Consider the following 18,150-nt stretch of genomic DNA (forward strand, 5'->3'; position numbering starts at 1 on the left):
TTCAGGTTGCGAGCCTCACAGGCCCATCGTCGGGACGCTCTCCGGTACGTCCAGCCTCGCCTCGGTGGCGGCGAGCACATCGGCCACGCTGACGCCGGGCGCCGTTTCCAGTAGCCGCGCGCGGCCATCCGCGAAAGCGATGACCGCCATGTCGGTCACCACCAGATCGACGCGCCGCGCCGAGGTCAGCGGCAGGCTGCATTCGCGCACGATCTTCGCCTTGCCCTTGGCGGTGTGCTGCATGGCCACGATGACGCGTTTCGCGCCTGTGACCAGATCCATCGCGCCACCCATGCCGGGCACCATCTTGCCGGGGATGGTCCAGTTGGCGAGGCGGCCGGTTTCATCCACCTGCAGGCCGCCGAGCACCGTCATGTCGAGATGGCCGCCGCGGATCAGCGCGAATGACATGGCGCTGTCGAAGGCGCAGGCGCCGGGCAAGGCGGACACCGGCTTGCCGCCTGCATCGGTGAGGAAGCGTTGCGCCATGCCGGGCTCGGGCACCGGGCCCGTGCCGATCAGGCCGTTTTCCGACTGGAAGTAGACGTGCATGCCGGCCGGCACATGGTTGGCCACCAGGGTCGGAATGCCGATGCCCAGATTGACGAGCATGCCGTCGCGCAGTTCATGGGCAATGCGGCGGGCGATGATTTCCTGTGCATCCATCTCGGTCACCTGACTCTTTCAACCGTTGGCAATGAGGTAGTCGACCAGCACGCCCGGCGTGATCACATGGTCGGGCGAAATCACGCCGGTCGGCACGATGTTCTCGGCTTCGACGATGACCGTGTCGGCAGCCAGCGCGATGACCGGATTGAAGTTGCGTGCAGTGAGTGCGTACTGCAGGTTGCCAAGGTAGTCGGCGAGGAAGGCGCCAACCAGCGCGAAGTCGGCACGAATCGGCAGCTCCAGCAGGAAGTCGCGGCCGCCCACCTCGATCTTGCGCTTGCCTTCTTCCACCACCGTGCCGACACCGGTGGGCGTCAGCACGCCGCCGAGGCCGCTACCCCCGGCGCGGATGCGCTCGATCAGGGTGCCCTGTGGCACCAGTTCGCATTCGATGTCGCCGGCCAGCAGTTGCTGCTGCGTCTCCGGGTTGAGGCCGATGTGGCTCACCACCAGCTTGTGCACGAGGCGCGCCGTGATCAGCTTGCCGATGCCGTGGCCGGGCGAAGCCGAGTCATTGGCGATCACCGTCAGGTCTTTCTTGCCCTGGCGCACGATCTCGTCGATCACGCGCTGCGGGCTGCCCACCGCCATGAAGCCACCGACCAGCAGCGAAGCGCCGTCCGGGATCATGCTCACGGCATTTTCGAGTGAGATCGTCTGCATCCTTGCTCCTGTCATGTGCGGCGCTATCCAGCCAAGTATAGATGCGCACTTGCCGTTCAAGACCGGCACGGTATTTCGGCCAGCCCATTCTGCCCGCGCAAGATGACAGTCGTGCCACGGGCGCTGGCCGATCCCCCGGGACGATCAATCTACCAATTCCTGTTTTGTATACAAAACATGAGGTTTTCTCGACGGGTCAGCTGCCCTGGTACGCGTCCATGCCCTGCTTCAACGCCTGTTCTGGCTGGGTTTGGTGCGTTTGTGGTGCGCCTGTTGTGTGCTTTTGGTGCGACATCTTGTACACATCCGGGCGCGCAGTGCCTGCCGCTGCCCCGCGAGCCGCGCCGGGCGGGCATTGCGCGGTTTTGCATACAAAGTGGCACATCGTTTGCATACATCGAATCAGTCCAACCTAATCTGTTGCAAGCGAACCATGCGCCGTCTGTTGATCATCAATCCGAACACCTCCACGTCCGTGACGCGGCTCCTGCAAACGCGCGTGCAGGCGCTGCTGGGCGACGAGGTTCGCGTGTGTACCGCGACGGCGCGCTTCGGTGCGCCTTACATCGCTTGCGAGGCAAGCTATGCCGTGGCCGCGCACGCCACGCTGGATGCCTGGGCCAGCTGGCTCGCCCAGGCTGCGGAAGAGGAGGCGCCCGACGCCGTCATGCTCGGTTGTTTTGGAGACCCCGGCCTCGAAGCCCTGCGTGAAGGCTCACCGGTTCCCGTCAGCAGTCTCGCCGAGGCGGCTTTCGAGGAAGCCACGCGTCACGGGCGCTTTGCCATCGTGACGGGCGGCGAACGCTGGAAGCCCATGCTGCAGCGACTCGCCAGCGGCCTTGGCTACACGCATCTGGCCGGCATCCAGACCGTGCAACCCAGCGGCGCCCAGCTCGCAGCCGACCCCGAATGGGCGCGCAGGTTGTTGCTGGATGCGTGCCGCAAGGCCGCGCGCGACTTCTCGGCCAGTGCCGTGATCCTCGGCGGGGCGGGGCTGGCCGGTGTCGCCGCTACCTTGCAGGACGAACTCGATTTTCCACTCATTGACAGCGTCGATGCAGGCGTCAGCCATATCGTGGGTCTCGCGCGCCGCCATGCTGAGCAGAGCGCCGGCCGCCCCTTGCGCAAACCCGGCTTCGATCTGCCCTGGTCCGGCGTCTCGCCGGAGCTCGCGCGGCTCGGTACGGGAGAGCAATCATGAACCCGGTTTTTCCGATAAATGCGTTCGTCATGCGCGCAAGTACAAGTCATGCAATCCGGCAGGCAAGCCTGCCTCCACTCACCCGTTCTGTCCCAACTCTCTGACAAGGTAGCTCATCATGAACACTCGTATCGCCCTCGCCGCAATCATCTCTGCTGTCTCTCTCGTCGCCACCAGTAGTGCCTATGCCCAGGCTGCGCTCGACACCATCACCAAGTCGAAGAAGGTGCGCATCGCCATCCCGACCGACTACCCGCCCTATGGCACGATCGGTACCGACCTGAAGCCGCAAGGCCTCGACATCGACTTCGCCAACTACATCGGCAGCAAGCTGGGTGCGACGGTCGAGCTGGTACCCGTGACGGCTGCCAACCGCATTGCCTACCTGCAGAGCGGCAAGGCTGACGTGGTCGTGTCCACGCTGGGCAAGACGCCTGAGCGTGAAAAGGTGATCGACTACACCTATTCCTACTCGCCGTTCTTCATCGCCATCTTCGCCAAGAAAGACGTGACCATCAAAAGCTTCGCCGACCTCGCCGGCAAGACCGTTGCGACCACGCGTGGTGCAACCGCCGACGCCGAGCTGAGCAAGGTGATGCCGGCCAATACCGAAGTGAAGCGTTTTGAAGATCACGTCGGCGCGTCGTCCGCCTTCCTCTCCGGCCAGACGCAGGTCATTGCCACCAGTGCGCCGGAAATGGCGACCGTCATCCAGCGTAATCCGCAGGCCAACATCGAGATGAAGCTCGTGCTCAAGAACAGCCCGAACTACATCGGCGTCAACAAGGGCGAAGAGAAGCTGCGCGCGCGCATCAACGAGATCATTGCCGAAGCCAAGACCAACGGCGAGATCGATCGTCTGGCGAAGAAGTGGCTCGGCCGCGAAGCGGGTGAGTTGCCGCTCTGAGCGTCTGCGTGCGATCTCTTGAAATCAGCTCAAACGGGCCACTCAGGAGAAGCGCGTCATCCCGGCCTTCGCCGGGATGACGGCGTGTTTCAAAGATCGTGGCTACCCGACAACATGCACCGGGCAGGCTTCGACGATGCCCCGTAACCCCCGCAAGGGCTGATAATTGCGCATGCCCAGAATCCGCAAGACTGACAACACGCCTGAAGAGACAACGCCGGTGATGGCCGCCGACCGCGTCTACGAGGCCATCTATGCCGCCGTGCTGGACCATCGCCTCGCGCCTGGCTCGCGTCTGCGCGAGGAAGAGCTGGCCAGCACTTTCGCCGTGTCGCGCACCTTGGTCCGCCAGGCCCTGCACCGTCTCGCGCAGGATGGCGTCATCGTCCTGCGCCCCAATCGCGGTGCGCAGGTGCCCGAGCCCACGCGCCGCGATGGCGAGCACGTCTTCGATGCACGCCGCGTGATCGAATGCGAAGTCGTGCGTCGCATCGCCGGCAAGCTCAGCGCCGAGCAGATGAGCGAGCTGCGCGGCCTCGTCGCAGCGGAAGACCGTGCCGTGCATTCGGGCAACCGGCAGGAGGCGATCCGCCTCTCCGGCGAATTTCACCTGCGTCTGGCACAGATGAGTGGCAACCCGATCTTCGTGCGCGTGCTCGACGAACTCCTGCCCACCACCTCATTGCTCATGGCGCTCTACAAGGCGCCGGGCGAGGCCATGTGCGTGGCCCATAGCCACGGCCTGTTGCTGCAGACGCTCGAAGAAGGTCCCGGCGCAGCGGCTGCCACCGAGATGCGCCGTCACCTCAACGAGATCGAACAGTCGCTCTCCCAGCCCGTGACCAAGGCAGCGCTGTCGCTCGACGAAATCTTCAAGGGTCCGAGCAAGAGCGCGGTCTGACGCGATGCTCTCGTGGTCTTGAGTGAGGTGCCACGCGGCTGCCATCACTCGAGCTGCGCATTCTCCACACCATGACTGGCTCCTCACCCGAAGGGGCATGGCTCCACGTACGCACTGCACTGGCCCACTCGGGCGATGTTGCATAAGCTGCGCATCGGCACAGTGCTGTCATGCAGGCGCTGGCGGCAAGACGCTCCGCGCTATGGGCAACGGCGATGCGGAGAGAGTCATGAAAGCAGGGTGGGCAGGTGTAGCAGGTGTATTGGGCGTGCTGGTGTTGTGCGCCTGTAGCGGCGGTAGCGGGGCGGGCAGCGCCACGGCCGGGACGGCGGTGGCGAGCAATGCGGCGGGGTCGTCTTCAAGTGCGGCGTCGTCCGTGAGTGCCAGTCTCACGCCGCAGGCGACTGCGGTGGGCAAGCTCATCGGCAGCCCGGTCACGGCGAGCATCGGCGCGAGCGGCGGTACGCTGGCTTCCAGCGATGGCGCGATCAGCCTCAGCGTGCCAGCCGGTGCTTTCGACCGCACGGTGAGTCTGAGCATCCGCGAGATCACCAATGAAGCACATGGTGCAGCGGGCCGCGCCTGGCGCATCACGCCGGAAGGGCTGCACAGTGCTGTGCCGATGACGCTCACTTTCAGATACAGCGACGACGACCTGCGCGACACCAGCGCTGGCGCGCTGAGCATCGCGTATCAGGACGATCAGCAGGTGTGGCACGTCTACAACACGCCCCAACGCAATGCCGTGACGAAGACGCTCAGCGTCAGCACCACACACTTCAGCGACTGGTCCGTCATCACCGGCGCCCGCCTGCTGCCGATGACCGGCATGCTCAAGGTTGGCGAGTCCTTGAACCTGCGCGTCAGGTATTGCCACTACAGCTTTGGCGAGGACGGCAGCATGTCGCGGGTCGTCGATTGCGACCAGAACGCGAGCGTCAATCAGAGCCTGCACAACTGGTCCGCCACTGCAGGCAGCGTGACACCGGCCAGCGATCGCACGCAGGGCTCGGCCGTCTACACCGCGCCGGCGAGCAAGCCTGCACGCAATCCGGTCGCGGTCTCCGTCGCGTACACCCCGCCCCTCTCCAGCGCGCAGGAAATCCTCGTCAGCAATATCGAGATCTCCGACAGCACTGTCGAAGACACGGCCTGCGCCTGGATGCGCACCGCTGCGCGGCTCGACGCCGAGGCCTACTTCACCGAGTACGGCTTCAACGGCTCGACGCCTGATGAGACCGTCAAGGTGCGCCAGTCCGGTCACCTGCATGGCACCCTCGTGTCGCGCCAGCAACTGCCTGGCTGGGGAATGTGGACCACCGACAGCGTGACGGGTGACGCCGTGCTCGACGACTCGCTCTACACCCCCGGCAACGGCTACACGCTCACTGCCAAAGGCAACGTGCTCTATCCCGGTCCGGACGCGGTGAACGAGCACCTCAGCAGCATTGCGCTCTACCTCGACTACACCAGCTGCAGGTACACCCTCGGCTACAACGTGAATGTCATGGCGACCTTCCACTCCGACGGCTACGGGCCAGACGAAACCCGCCCCGCAAACGTCGGCCAGCTACGCTTCACCCAGGTGCCAATGTCGAGCGCACAGGGCGCTGCGCAACGCATCAAGGCTGCCATCGATGTACAGGCGCGCAGTGACGACTCGACCAGCGACGCCTACCTGCCGGGCGGCTTGCTCGACAGCAGCATGAAAGCGGCGCATGCCGACAGGATGGGCTGGACCACGGGCGTGTGGACCGTCAGGAAAGCGCAGTGACGCAACAAATGCGCCGGCAACGTTCCGAGCCCGTGCCTAAATATCGAGGTCCACCCAAACGGCCGCATGATCGGATGCCGCTTCTACCGGCTTTGTGACCTCGGCAAATACGTCCCACCGCTTTGGTCTGACGCCAGGCCACAGCCCTTTCCGGAGTACGCCGCCGGCTGTCACCTTCTCGAACAGTTCGGGAGAGAGCAGCAGATAGTCGATCTTGTTCGCTGCGGTACAGGAGCCAAACGTGCCGGGAAATCCACCATCGTCAAAAGATGGGTGTTCAAACGCGTCGCGTAAATCCGTGCCCTTGAGGAGCGGATCCAGGGCCTGGCTGTCGGGGGTGTCGTTAAAGTCACCGACAATCGCGATATGTTTCTCGCCCTGACCGCGAAGCTCTTCGTAAATTGCTTTCACGCGCTCGGCTTGCAGACGACGGCGAGCGCTTGACGCTGCCGGTGTTCCGAACCCCTTGCTCTTGAGATGGTTTACCAACAAGAGGAAGCGCTCCCGGGAGGGCAGCAGGAGCTCAAACTCGGGACAGTCACGCGAAAAAATCAGCTGCCCATTCGTGCCGCGATCATCAACGTGGCTTCGCATCTGCCCGATAGACACGCTCTCGCGAGTCATCAGACCGACGTCAATACCGCGCGAATCGTTGCCATCTATCAACATGACATGCGCAAATGGAATGCCCCCCAGGCCGCCGACGATACCCGTGTTGAATGCTGACAAGGCGGGACGGCTCTCCGCTTCGACCACGGCGAGTACGTCAGCCTGCAGATCCATCATGACGCGGGCGGTATTGCGCATGGCCTCTTCGTCTACCGGGGCCTGTATCAGATCCAGTGAGCCGACCCAGTCCGTGCGGCCGCTGGCAACGATCTGTAGCCCGCCAGTCCTCGGCCGTTTGACCAAGCCTCCCCTGTTCTGCCGAAGAATGACAAACGGGCCTTCGTCAGATTTCTCCAACCCGAGCTCAATCATGAGATTAATCATGCGCTGCTTAAGGGTGTCGCTATAGTCATCTTCAGCAAGAAGCTCATTCAGCTTTGCAAATTTCTCCAGAACCGGTTTTCCTTCCGACCGCGATTCCAGATTCATCGCCTTTGCGCGATTGAAGAGATTCTCGACATTAAAACTGGCAAGACGCATGGTGATCTCCTTGGTTGATCGACCCAGTATTCCGCGCGTTTGTGTCAATAAAATGACGAATGGATCAGCGAATGCTCCGAATCAGACCGCCTTGAAGCGATACGGACTGCAGGTCAGAACGCGGTAGCGGGAGATCGATCCCTTCTTGCTCACTTCACCTGCCCGGCAACCATCGATGCTGGGGTGAGATAGCGCAATGAAACAACAAACGCCGCACCCACCAACACAGCCGCCACCGCAAAGGTCACCCGCATCCCCATCGCAACCGCATCGGCACTCGCGATCGTGATGTCATCCGCATTCGAAGCGAAGGAAAACACCGCACCCATCAGCGAGGCGCCGGTGATGAGTCCCAGATTGCGCGAGAGGTTGAGCAGGCCGGAGGTGGCGCCGCGCTGCTTGGGTGCGACGTCCTTCATCACCGCCGTATTGTTGGCAGCCTGGAAGAGGGCGTAGTGGAAGGCCACGACGATCAGTGGCAGCACATAGGCAGGGACGCCCCAACGCGTCGGCAACACCGCAAGCAGCACGCAGCCTGCGCTCACTCCGGCTAGCCCGAGCAGACCCATGCGTTGTGCGCCAAGGCGGTCGACGAGGCGGCCGCAAGGTACGCCGCAGAGGGCCACGGTGGCGGGCGCGCAGGACATCACAATCCCCAGCGTTGCAGCATCCAGCCCCAACCCGCGTGACAGGTAGAACGGCCCAACGACCAGCGTGGTGATGATCACCGTCATCACCAGCATGCTCGCGATGAGACCCTTGCGCAGCACCGCATTGCGGAACATCTCCAGCTGGATCAGCGGCGCGGTTACGCGACGCTCGACGCTCACGAACGACATCACCCCCACAACGGCTGCCAGTACCAGCGCCACGTTCAGCAGGCCGAAGTGACCGCGCCCGAGTGTCATGGCCAATGCATACGCGCCGAGCGTCAGCACGAGCAGCAGGGTGCCGGCGAAATCGAAGCGCGTGTGCGCTGCCGCCGACCGGGCTGGGTCGCGTGGCAGGTAGCGCCATGCGAGGCCACCTGCCAGCACGGCGAACGGCACGTTCACGAAGAACAGCGCACGCCAGTCCGCGATCGAGATCAACATGCCGCCGAGCGACGGGCCCAGTGCGGTGCCGATGGCCGACATCGTCGCCAGCAAGCCCATTGCGCTACCGGTCTTCTCCTTCGGCACCGTGTCGGCGACGAAGGCCAGCGTCAGCGCCATCATGGCCGCCGCGCCCAGCCCCTGTGCCACGCGTGCAGCGATCAGCATGCCCAGCGAGCCTGCCAGGCCGCACAGGGCAGAGGCCAGCGTGAACGATGCCAAGCCCACCAGCAGCACGCGACGCCGGCCAAGCATGTCGCCGAGCCGGCCCACGCCGACGATCAGCGTGGTGATTGCCAGCAGGTACGCCAGCACGACCCACTGCACCGCCTGGAAAGACGCACCGAACGCATGTGCCAGCGTTGGCAGCCCCACGTTGGCGATGCTCGTGCCGAGCGAGGCAAGCAGCGTCGCGGCACAGAGGCTGGCGAGCGGCCAGCGCGAGTTCCTTACGTTACTGCCGGCTGTGATGTCGTCGACCGCCAATGCGTTGCCTGCTTTCATTCCCATGCCTCCGAATCCGTCATTCCCGCGAAAGCGGGAATCCAGTGACGTTATGCAGCCACCAGACATCCACCGTCGCTGGATCCCCGCGTTCGCGGAGACGACGGCCTGTCTGGTGCTGTGGTCTATGCAGACTAGGCTCTCTTCGAAGCATGCGGAAGACGCCTCATATGCAATGAATCATTGCGTTTGACGCCATGTGTCGTGCGTGCCATGGTTAGGATCATGACAAGCCCCGACTTCAACCTCCTCCACACCCTCGACGTGCTGTTGCAGGAAGGCAGCGTGGCGCGCGCCGCGCATCGCCTGCACCTGTCCAGCTCGGCGATGAGTCGCGCCCTCGCGCGCCTGCGCGAGACCACCGGCGACCCCCTGCTGGTGCGCGCCGGGCGCAGCCTCGTCGCCACGCCGCGTGCGCTCGAACTGCGTGCCCAGGTCAGCCAGCTGGTGCAGGACGCGCATGCCGTGCTGCGCCCCGCTGACCAGCTCGACCTCACGCAACTCGTGCGCACTTTCACGCTGCGCACGCGCGCAGGCTTTGCCGAGAACTTCGGCCCGGGCCTCATCGCACGCATGCGCGGCGAAGCACCGCATGTGCGCTTGCGCTTCCTGCCCAAGCTGGACAAATCCAGCGATGCCTTGCGCGAAGGCAGTGTCGACCTCGAGACCGGCATCGTGAATGCGACGACCAGCCCCGAGCTGCGCGCGCAGGCCCTGTTCCGCGATCGCTTCGTCGGCGTCGTGCGGGCCGATCATGCATTTGCGGGCAAGCGCGTCACGGCTGCGCGCTATGCAGCGGGCGAGCATGTGCTGCTGTCCTGGCGCGGTCTCGACAAGGGCCCGGTCGACGACGCACTCGCCACGCTAGGGCTGGAGCGCAATGTCATCACCCTGGTCGGCGAGTTCTCCACCGCGCTGGCGCTCGCACGCGCCACCGACCTCATCGCCAGCGTGCCCGAGCGCCATACAGAAAGCCTGCGCGCCGGCATGCACAGCTTCAAGCTGCCATTCGAGGTGCCGGAGATCAGCGTCTCCATGCTCTGGCACCCACGCATGGACGGCGACCTCGCGCATCGCTGGCTGCGCAGCTGCGTGCGCGAGGTATGCGCGAAGTAGGGTGGGGTTCGAAGCGCAGCGCAACCCACCCTGCGCACCAACGACGGCGGGCGTCGCTGCGCTCCGAACCCACCCTGCGCTCCGAACCCACCCTGCGCGCTTGCTTCAACCCGGGCCTTGCGCAGCCAGCAGGCTCTCACCGCGTTCTCTTGGTGGGTATGCCGGATCATGGATGGACGCCGGGCACGCGTCGGAGAATCTTACGATTACGCACCGGCTCCGCCTTGCTCATTCCGGTGCGGCACACCGAGCATGGCTTCCTGATTGGCGTGGTGCGATCCGTGCTTACGTTCCGGAATCTGCAATGCTTTCCGGGGTAAGAACATGCTCAAGAAACTTCTCTCCACACTGGCCGCCCTCCTGGCCCTTGGCGCCGGCTCGGCCAATGCGATCGTGCTGACGCTGGATGACGCCAATCTCACCGTGATTCGCCCCTTGAGTGGCAGCGCCTCCGCCAGCTTTTCCGGCAGCTACACACTGACGCCCGGTTTCGAATTCATCAGTTTGGGCATCGATATCCCGTACACGGCGGGTGGCGAGGGGCTGGATGACTCCTCGCCATCCACAACGTTCACGCCGGGAGCCTTTGTGTTCACATTCACGATTTTGCCCACCGACACGCTCGGTCTCTACGACACTTACTTGCGAGGCGGGTTGTCGATGATTTCGGCCGGGGAGTGTGCCGTGGGGGGCGGCATCTGCAACAACTCCAGCAGCATTCCTTTCTCGATCACCATCGTCGAAGGCGGCGAGGGGGATGGCAACAGGATTCCCGAGCCCGGCAGCCTGGCGCTGGCGTTCCTGGGCCTCGGCGGCCTGCTGATCGCGCGCCGCCGCAGGCTGCAATAAGCCGGACGGCATAACGGATCAACGGGAGCTCAGGCTCCCGTTTTTCATGGGCACCATGCGTTCCCCGCTTGCTACGCCCTGTTTGCCCGGAGAGTGGTGGCCACGAGCTGACGGTGGAACCCCGGCGACTGCCGCCCGACGAATACCTGTACGATGCGCGCGCCAAACGCCAGCATCGCCATGGCACATCCCACAGAAAGAACGCCATGCTCCCCGCCGACCTCATCGCCGCACTCCGCACACGCTACGCCGAGCCGCACCGTCACTACCACACGCAAGGACACATCGACGCCCTGCTGAAGGAGCTGCGCGTGACACTTGTGCCTGTGCATGACCGCGATGTGGTCGAGGCCGCCATCTGGTTCCACGACGCCATCTACGACACGCGCCGGCAGGACAACGAGGCGCGCTCCGCCGAACTGGCGGGCACGCAGCTGCGCGAAGCCGGCTGGGCTGCGGAGCAGGTCGCGAGTGTTGAGCGGCTCATCCTGGCCACTGCGGACCACACGGCTGTCGCACGTGTGCTCGATGAGGAACCCGACGCCGCGCTGTTCCTCGATCTCGACCTCTCCATCCTCGGCGCGCGCCCTTCGGTCTATGACGCGTATGCCGAAGGCGTGAGAAAGGAATTCGACTGGGTCAGCGACGCCGACTACCGCGCAGGCCGTCTGCGCGTGCTCGAACGCTTCCTGGCGCAATCACGCCTGTTCCGCACCGACTACTACCTGGAGCGGGACATCATCGCTTGCGACAATATGCAGCGCGAGCAGATCGCATTGCTACGCGGCTAGGGGGCTGTTGCTTCTCTGGTGCCAGGCCTTGCGCTTGCGCCCTGGCAGCGCCGCGGTCAGTTCGAGCGCGCTGCCGCGTCTGCTGCCAACTGCGGCGGCGCCAGCAGCGGCGGAATCCTCGCTGCCAGCTCATCGATCAGCACCCGCAACCTGAACGGCATCGCACGCGCTTTCGGCCATAGCGCGTGCAGGGGGAAGCCGTAGGGCATCGCCTCATCGAACACGCGCACCAGTTCTCCACGCGCGAGCGCTGACGCGGCGAGCCATTCCGGCAGGCGTGCGATGCCGAGACCGGCGATGGCGGCCTGCATGTTCAGCTCGATGTTGTTGCTGGAGAATGTCTCAGGCATATCGACGTCGCGTACCTGTCTGTTCGCGTCGTGGAAGCGCCAGCCATGTGTGCCGCCATCACCGGCATAGCTGATGAAGCGGTGTGCGGCCATCTGCGCGCACAGCATGTCGATGCTCTCAGGGCGGCCGTGCTGGTCGAGGTAGGCGGGTGAGGCGAATGCGCCGATCCATTGGTGGCCGAGCGGGCGAGCGGCGAGCACCGTACTGTCGGCCAGCGTGCCGGAGCGCACCGCGAGATCCCAGCCTTCCTCGATCAGGTCGACACGCCGGTCGGTGGCCGATATCTCGAATGTCAGTTGCGGGTGCAGCCCGCCCAGTTCCAACAAGAGCGGCGCGATCAGCACATTGCCGACCAGGGTCGGCAATGTAAGGCGCAAGCGCCCTGCTGGCGTCTGTCGCCCGGCATCGATGGTGGCGTCGGCCGCGTCCAGCTCGTCCAGCGCACGGCGGCAGCGCTCGTAGTAGGCCTGGCCGTCTTCCGTGAGGCGCTGCGTGCGTGTCGTGCGGTGGAAGAGGCGCGTACCGAGCCGTGTTTCCAGCCGCGCCACGCTCTTCGCCACCGCCGAGCGTGTCAGCCGCAAACGCTCCGCCGCCAGCGCGAAATTGCCCGCCTCCACGGCGGTCACGAAAGCCTCGATGCCGTTCAGTCGTTCGCTCATGGCTGTATTGGTTCCTGGTGGGATGCAGTGATGGGACTCAATTGATCCACTGGAGAGTGCCTGGCGTCAATAGACTCGAATCACCCTCCACCACATCGAAGGAACACGCCATGAACAGCACCGCCCGCATCTGGCAACTGCCACGCTTCGGCCGTAGCAACCTGCAACTCGTCGAGCGCCCGATCCCCACACCCGGCGCGCGCGAAGTCCTCGTGCGCGTCGAAGCCGTCGCCCTCAACTACCGCGACCACCTGCTGGTAGAGAACCACTACGGCTGGACCCCACCGCTGCCCTACACCCCCGCATCCGATCTCGCCGGCACGGTGATCGCCACCGGCGAAGGCGTCACACGCTGGCGTGGTGATGAGAAAGTCATCAGCACCTTCTTCGCCGGCTGGCTCGACGGCCGCATGCCCGCTACCGCCAACCCGCTCGGCGGCCCCGGCCCCGGCGTACTCGCCAGCCACGTCGTGTTGCATGAGGACTGGCTCGCCGCCGCGCCGGCCGGCTACACCGCCGCGCAAGCCGCCACGCTGCCCTGCGCCGGCCTCACAGCCTGGACCGCGCTTGTCGAGGAAGGCGCGCTGCACGCCGGCCAGACCGTGCTCATTCACGGCACAGGCGGCGTCGCCCTCTTCGGCTTGCAGCTCGCCCGCCTGCACGGCGCGAAGGTCATCGTCATATCGGGTTCAGCAGACAAGCGCGACAAGACACTGGCGCTCGGCGCTGCGCATGTCATCGCACGTGATGGTGACTGGCAGGCCGAGGTGCTGCGCCTCACCGACGGGCAAGGCGTCGACCACGTGCTCGAAACCGTCGGCGGCGCCAACCTCGGCCGCTCGCTCAAGACGCTCGCGCAGGGCGGCCGCATCGCCGTCATCGGTGTGCTCGAAGGCATCGAACTCACGGCAGCCTTCCCCGACTTAGTCCGCACCCACGGCCACATCCAGGGCATTGGCGTCGGCAGCCGCGCGCAACTCGAAACCTTCACGCGCGCCGCGCAAGCCAACAAGCTGCAACCCGTGATCGCCGGCGAATACGCATTCGAAGACGCACCCGCCGCGCTCGAGCACCTCGCGCGCGGGCCGTTCGGCAAAGTGGTGGTGAGGGTGTAGGGAGGAACGCCTCTGGCGGTTCCGCCAGCCGCCGGGAGGCGGCTTTGTTTCGTTTCTGTACGCCGGGAATGCGCAACAAGAATCGAGACTCCAGCGGCACAACAGACCCCGGAGTCGCTGCGCTCGTCCGGGCTACATCCATGGGCAATACGACGAATGGGTGACGCGTAGCCCGGACGAGGCAAAGCCGACTCCGGGGCTCTGCTGATACGAGCCGACGCCCGCGCCTTCCCCCATGGCGCGGCGTAGGGTGGGTTCGAAGCGCAGCGCAACCCACCGCGCATACTATTTGCTGTCCAGCTCAAATCCTTACACCGACCTTGGTGAGTTGACATGTTTAACTCACACAGAATGACGTTTGAGTTGCTTCTCACGGACGTGTACCCTCTACAGATTGATAGTGAAGTCAATTCACATCTCTTGTCGGGGGAAGAATGTCAATCCGAAATGAAAAACTGAATATTGGACAAGTTGTGTCTGTTGACGGCGCGGCAATTACGCTTGAAGCGACACAACTCAGAGTGTCTCTTGAGGGAGGGGAAGAGGTTCACATAACCGTAGGGTCATTTGTGAATTGCGGTGGAGGGCATGGCGATGTCTTGTGTGTTGTGACGCGGGCATGGCAAGAGTTAGTGGAGCGCATTGATCCGCAAAGCAAGGGGCACCGAGTTCTTACCGACGTTAAAAAGGTAGAGCTAGTTGTTGTCGGCACAATAACTCAAGGTTTTCGTCGTGGAGTGGATCATCTTCCCCCAGTAGGATCAGCCGCGTACTTCATCACTGGGGAAGCATTTGACGCGCTCTTGGATTCTGCTCTTAACGAGGAGTCAAAAAATCGGTTGTTTCCGCTAGGAACAAGAGTCGGTACGGGCAAAGGGGTCGCGCGATTTGACTTGAACAAGTTCTTTGGACGCCATGCAGCTGTCTTGGGAACAACTGGATCGGGGAAAAGCTATACCGTTGCTTCTCTCGCTCAGGCGATCCTCAAAAGCTATGCGCGGCCGCGGCTCGTAATATTCGATATTCACAACGAGTATGGCCCGGCATTTCAAGGAGAGTTTTCCGATCGATCATCCTGCATCGGATGGTCGGATTTTCATCTTCCGTTCTGGTTGCTTACGTTCGACGAGTTTGTTGATGTTTTTACTGGTGGGGTATTGGGAAGTAATCAGAAAGTGTTCCTGTCAACCCACTTGCTGGCCCTTCGACAAGAGTTTCTAGGCGTAAGCACGAAGCTGGAGGCTGAGAAGATTAGCGTCGATACCCCCATCTGCTTCGAATGGGACGAGCTGATCTCCAGATTGGAAGCACAGTTGGAGGGAATCACTGCGAAGGCTGAAAGAGAGCCGTTACTAAAAGTTGTCGAAAAGATGAAGTCGCGCAGACGCGACCCTCGTTTTTCTTTTCTCTTTGAAGCAGGCAATTCACGTCAATCCATGACGATCTTTTTCGAGAAAGTATTTGGGCTTGGCGAGTCAGACGTGCATGCGACTGTCCTAGACCTTTCTGGACTGCCGGCCGAAGTTCGAGCGACGGCTATTGGAATCTTATGCCGATTGTTCTTTGACTACAGATACTGGGATAGCAGTGCAGAGAACCTACCCGTCGCACTAGTTCTTGAGGAAGCTCATGCATATATACCTGCTGAGTCCGACGCAAAGTATGCCATTGCGGTTGAAGCAATTGAGCGTATTGCCAAGGAGGGCCGGAAGTACGGTCTTAGTCTAGTCGTGGTTTCTCAGCGACCTGCCAATGTCTCACCAACGATTCTTTCTCAATGCGGAACATTTGTAGCTCTAAGACTGACCTCGGATATTGATCAAGCCCGCGTCTTGCGATTGCTACCCGATACGTTGGGCAATCAGGCTGGGCTGCTAAGTTCTCTTAGGGATGGGGAAGCAGTGGTATCCGGTGACGGTGTGACGCTGCCAGGACGTGTCTTGTTCGATATGCCCTCCCCCAAACCGGGAAGCTCCGATGTGAGCTTCCACAAGGCGTGGACCGATGGGCCTCCAGCAGAATATACGATTGCCGGAGTGGTCGAGCGTTGGCTGGATCAGAGCCGGAAATAAGCCATGTTAATTACAGGAATTCGGCTTTCAGGTTGGCGCTCGTACTCACCTGAGCATGAAGCGCATATTGGCGAACTTGGTCGCGTTAACCTCGTGATCGGCGCTAACAACGTCGGAAAATCTAACCTTGGACGGTTCTTGGTTCGTCTGCGGGAAATACTCCAAGACTATGAGAAGGCAGATCCTTGGAGCTCCTCAAGTAGCAACAGCAACGCACTTCGTGCGGATGGTGGGTGGTTCCACCCGCTGCATATCTCTTTCTTCCCTCAGGAGGTTGACCATTGGCTGCGTAAGGCGGGAGAAATCAAAGCAGAAATACTGCTTGATGTAGCCGCCCTAGGTTGTCCCTCACCTTTGCCAAGCTCCTTGTTCAACGGCAAATCCATTCGAGTGTCTATCACTATGACGAGTGGGGGGGATACAGGTGTTTTATCTGTAACCCCGATGACTGACACAGGGCTACCCATCATGATTCGAACGGGCAGCACCTACAAACTCATGTTGCCAAATGGAGCCTACTCTGAGCAGGTTACCTTCATTCACCCCCATCGCGGGTTGGGACTTGCAGTGTGCCGTTGTCTTGCTCTGTCAATTATCGAGATTCGCCCACTCAGGGATCCCGGCAGAAAGTCCGCTGCGCCGATTCGAGGTACTACTGACGGTGGAGACATCATCAGTGCATTGCAGGATAAGCAGAACGACCGAAACAATCAGCTGTTCTGGACGAGATGCAAAGCTGATTTGGAGACGTGGTTTACTTTGCTGCTAGGTGAGGATTATCTACGTATAGAAATAAACACGGAAAATTTCTGGCTTGAAGTAAAGCGCGGCCGCGATGTTTTACGTTGCCCCCTCGCTGATCTTGGGGCCGGAGTCTCCGAAATCCTCATCGTACTGGCATATCTACGCTTGTATTCAGACAGACGGTTTTTCGTCGTGATTGATGAACCAGAGTCGCACCTTCATCCTGGGGCAGTAGTGGAGCTTGCGAAAATCATTACCGAACATTTGCCAAATCATCAGTTGCTTGTCACGACACACTCCACGGCTTTGATCGATGCCGTAGCTTCTGACTGGCGCACCTTTCGAGCAACCAGAGCGGCGCACCACGGTACGGCGCTTGAGCCGATTGAAACCACGAGTTCCAAATTGGCGCTTCTTGCTGATCTGGGTATTCGACCATCTCAATTGTTTCTGGCCCGAGTGGTCCTTTGGGTGGAGGGGCCGTCGGACATCCACTATTGGACGGCACTAATCAGGCAAGTTGACGATGCGCTGGTAGCTGGGCGTGATTTCGCTTTTGTAACCTACGGCGGAGCCTCTTCGTCTCACATGGATTTTGGCGATGACGAGATAGACGGTGAGGAAAGGCTGGTCCAAGTGTTAAAGGTTGCTCATCGTGCAATTGTCATATGTGATCGCGACAGAAATGCAGACGAGGATGAGCGCACCCTCGTTGACCGACTTGTCATGGCAGCAAAATCCTTGCCCCAGCACGCCCTCGTTCAGACATCTTGCGGACGCGAAATTGAGAATGATGTGAAGCCAGAAGTTTTCTTGAATGTCTTAGAAGAGCTACGGCCGAAATATTTTCTTAAGCCGAAGAAAATAGATATCGAATATGAACCATACGCGATAGGAAAAGACGATGCTTTTGATCTTGTTGTGGCAAATGCGGCGCGTTTGTCGGATGGAACTCCTCTTTCACAAGAGCAACGGGGGCGGGTAGAAACTCTAATGAATCAGCGAAAAAACAGAATTGCAGAGAGGGTCAAAGAACTTGGACTGAATGAGCAGGTATTTGAGGGGGAGTCGGTTCGCAAAGCAAGAGAGATTGTTCAATGGTTGCGCTCTGATCCGGGCTGAACTGACATTTTGGTGATGTGAGGTTGGACGACCTCTGCCACATACCGCGCAAACCTGAAATCCCGAATCCCCACAATCCTCTCGGCATCATCGCACTCCACAAATACCACGTACCTCAGCGCGTCCGCGCCTTCGTCTGCGGTGGTGTCCATCCATAGAGCCGGCCCGCCTTCGACTTCGATCACGCTGAGGCGCAGGCCCTATGTCTTCTTCGCTTAGTTGGTGAAGTACTCGCCTTCGAGCATGTCGAAGGTTTTGCGGCGGGCGACGAGGTCGAGGCGCACGCGGCATTCGAACATCTCGTGCGCGGCCCGTTCGGGAAAGTGGTGTTGAAGGTTGGAGGTGGGTCAGAGGCCCGGTGCGAAGTCACTTGCAAGGTGATAGACCCGCACGCCGTTCGCGCTGAGCTTGTCGAAGGGCTCGACACGAACGGCGTACGGGAAGCACCGACCACCGATCGTCATGTCCG

15 protein-coding genes are annotated in these 18,150 nt (G+C 61.7%); 10 read left to right on the plus strand and 5 right to left on the minus strand.

From position 1 onward, the window contains the following. Positions 1–15 precede the first annotated feature (15 nt). Positions 16–666, minus strand: coding sequence for a 3-oxoacid CoA-transferase subunit B (locus VVD49_RS06035; protein ID WP_327598232.1), 651 nt, complete (start codon positions 664–666; stop codon positions 16–18). An 18-nt stretch (positions 667–684) separates the two neighbouring features. Continuing rightward, entirely contained in the window at positions 685–1,332 is a 648-nt protein-coding gene (locus VVD49_RS06040) for a CoA transferase subunit A (RefSeq protein WP_327598233.1), read from the minus strand. Between the two features lie 433 nt (positions 1,333–1,765). On the opposite strand from VVD49_RS06040, the gene VVD49_RS06045 reads away from it, so the two are divergent. From VVD49_RS06045 to VVD49_RS06060, 4 genes are all read left to right on the plus strand, one after another. Beyond that, positions 1,766–2,533 (plus strand): aspartate/glutamate racemase family protein, encoded by a 768-nt coding sequence (locus tag VVD49_RS06045; protein ID WP_327598234.1) that lies wholly within the window; start codon positions 1,766–1,768, stop codon positions 2,531–2,533. A gap of 118 nt (positions 2,534–2,651) precedes the next feature. Further along, the gene (locus VVD49_RS06050) at positions 2,652–3,440 is read left to right on the plus strand and encodes a transporter substrate-binding domain-containing protein (protein ID WP_327598235.1); all 789 of its coding nucleotides are present in this window, start codon (positions 2,652–2,654) and stop codon (positions 3,438–3,440) included. 172 nt (positions 3,441–3,612) lie between these two features. Beyond that, positions 3,613–4,341: a GntR family transcriptional regulator gene (locus tag VVD49_RS06055; protein ID WP_327598236.1), complete on the plus strand. Its 729-nt coding sequence runs from the start codon at positions 3,613–3,615 to the stop codon at positions 4,339–4,341. A 229-nt stretch (positions 4,342–4,570) separates the two neighbouring features. After that, positions 4,571–6,115 (plus strand): hypothetical protein, encoded by a 1,545-nt coding sequence (locus VVD49_RS06060; protein WP_327598237.1) that lies wholly within the window; start codon positions 4,571–4,573, stop codon positions 6,113–6,115. 36 nt (positions 6,116–6,151) lie between these two features. Here the strand turns inward: VVD49_RS06060 and VVD49_RS06065 are convergent, their stop codons facing one another. Both VVD49_RS06065 and VVD49_RS06070 read right to left on the minus strand, forming a co-directional pair. Next, positions 6,152–7,264, minus strand: a complete 1,113-nt coding sequence (locus VVD49_RS06065; RefSeq protein ID WP_327598238.1) for an endonuclease/exonuclease/phosphatase family protein — start codon at positions 7,262–7,264, stop codon at positions 6,152–6,154. 149 nt (positions 7,265–7,413) lie between these two features. Then, positions 7,414–8,868 (minus strand): MFS transporter, encoded by a 1,455-nt coding sequence (locus VVD49_RS06070; protein WP_327598239.1) that lies wholly within the window; start codon positions 8,866–8,868, stop codon positions 7,414–7,416. A gap of 219 nt (positions 8,869–9,087) precedes the next feature. Between VVD49_RS06070 and VVD49_RS06075 the strand changes: the two genes are divergently transcribed. The 3 genes from VVD49_RS06075 (at position 9,088) to VVD49_RS06085 (ending at position 11,618) form a co-directional block, all read left to right on the plus strand. Beyond that, positions 9,088–9,978, plus strand: coding sequence for a LysR family transcriptional regulator (locus VVD49_RS06075; RefSeq protein ID WP_327598240.1), 891 nt, complete (start codon positions 9,088–9,090; stop codon positions 9,976–9,978). A gap of 324 nt (positions 9,979–10,302) precedes the next feature. After that, complete coding sequence (locus tag VVD49_RS06080) at positions 10,303–10,827, plus strand: PEP-CTERM sorting domain-containing protein (protein WP_327598241.1); 525 nt, start codon at positions 10,303–10,305, stop codon at positions 10,825–10,827. 113 nt (positions 10,828–10,940) lie between these two features. Next, the gene (locus VVD49_RS06085) at positions 10,941–11,618 is read left to right on the plus strand and encodes an HD domain-containing protein (RefSeq protein ID WP_327598242.1); all 678 of its coding nucleotides are present in this window, start codon (positions 10,941–10,943) and stop codon (positions 11,616–11,618) included. A gap of 56 nt (positions 11,619–11,674) precedes the next feature. Here the strand turns inward: VVD49_RS06085 and VVD49_RS06090 are convergent, their stop codons facing one another. After that, entirely contained in the window at positions 11,675–12,628 is a 954-nt protein-coding gene (locus VVD49_RS06090) for a LysR family transcriptional regulator (RefSeq protein ID WP_327598243.1), read from the minus strand. 110 nt (positions 12,629–12,738) lie between these two features. Between VVD49_RS06090 and VVD49_RS06095 the strand changes: the two genes are divergently transcribed. From VVD49_RS06095 to VVD49_RS06105, 3 genes are all read left to right on the plus strand, one after another. Then, entirely contained in the window at positions 12,739–13,743 is a 1,005-nt protein-coding gene (locus VVD49_RS06095; RefSeq protein ID WP_327598244.1) for a zinc-dependent alcohol dehydrogenase family protein, read from the plus strand. A gap of 434 nt (positions 13,744–14,177) precedes the next feature. Beyond that, positions 14,178–15,815, plus strand: coding sequence for an ATP-binding protein (locus tag VVD49_RS06100; protein WP_327598245.1), 1,638 nt, complete (start codon positions 14,178–14,180; stop codon positions 15,813–15,815). A gap of 3 nt (positions 15,816–15,818) precedes the next feature. Next, on the plus strand, positions 15,819–17,681 hold the full coding sequence (locus VVD49_RS06105) for an AAA family ATPase (RefSeq protein WP_327598246.1): 1,863 nt from the start codon (positions 15,819–15,821) through the stop codon (positions 17,679–17,681). Positions 17,682–18,150: the final 469 nt, after the last annotated feature.

The sequence above is a fragment of the Uliginosibacterium silvisoli genome, from assembly GCF_036017035.1.
Classification (GTDB): Bacteria; Pseudomonadota; Gammaproteobacteria; order Burkholderiales; family Rhodocyclaceae; genus Viridibacterium; species Viridibacterium silvisoli.

Bases quoted from the DNA above. Each gene is read 5' to 3' on its own strand.
- VVD49_RS06050 (WP_327598235.1), top strand. From the start codon at position 2,652: ATGAACACTCGTATCGCCCTCGCCGCAATCATCTCTGCTGTCTCTCTC.
- VVD49_RS06040 (WP_327598233.1), bottom strand. From the start codon at position 1,332: ATGCAGACGATCTCACTCGAAAATGCCGTGAGCATGATCCCGGACGGC.
- VVD49_RS06035 (WP_327598232.1), bottom strand. From the start codon at position 666: ATGGATGCACAGGAAATCATCGCCCGCCGCATTGCCCATGAACTGCGC.
- VVD49_RS06055 (WP_327598236.1), top strand. From the start codon at position 3,613: ATGCCCAGAATCCGCAAGACTGACAACACGCCTGAAGAGACAACGCCG.
- VVD49_RS06080 (WP_327598241.1), top strand. From the start codon at position 10,303: ATGCTCAAGAAACTTCTCTCCACACTGGCCGCCCTCCTGGCCCTTGGC.
- VVD49_RS06060 (WP_327598237.1), top strand. From the start codon at position 4,571: ATGAAAGCAGGGTGGGCAGGTGTAGCAGGTGTATTGGGCGTGCTGGTG.
- VVD49_RS06105 (WP_327598246.1), top strand. From the start codon at position 15,819: ATGTTAATTACAGGAATTCGGCTTTCAGGTTGGCGCTCGTACTCACCT.
- VVD49_RS06065 (WP_327598238.1), bottom strand. From the start codon at position 7,264: ATGCGTCTTGCCAGTTTTAATGTCGAGAATCTCTTCAATCGCGCAAAG.
- VVD49_RS06100 (WP_327598245.1), top strand. From the start codon at position 14,178: ATGTCAATCCGAAATGAAAAACTGAATATTGGACAAGTTGTGTCTGTT.
- VVD49_RS06045 (WP_327598234.1), top strand. From the start codon at position 1,766: ATGCGCCGTCTGTTGATCATCAATCCGAACACCTCCACGTCCGTGACG.
- VVD49_RS06090 (WP_327598243.1), bottom strand. From the start codon at position 12,628: ATGAGCGAACGACTGAACGGCATCGAGGCTTTCGTGACCGCCGTGGAG.
- VVD49_RS06070 (WP_327598239.1), bottom strand. From the start codon at position 8,868: ATGGGAATGAAAGCAGGCAACGCATTGGCGGTCGACGACATCACAGCC.
- VVD49_RS06075 (WP_327598240.1), top strand. From the start codon at position 9,088: ATGACAAGCCCCGACTTCAACCTCCTCCACACCCTCGACGTGCTGTTG.
- VVD49_RS06095 (WP_327598244.1), top strand. From the start codon at position 12,739: ATGAACAGCACCGCCCGCATCTGGCAACTGCCACGCTTCGGCCGTAGC.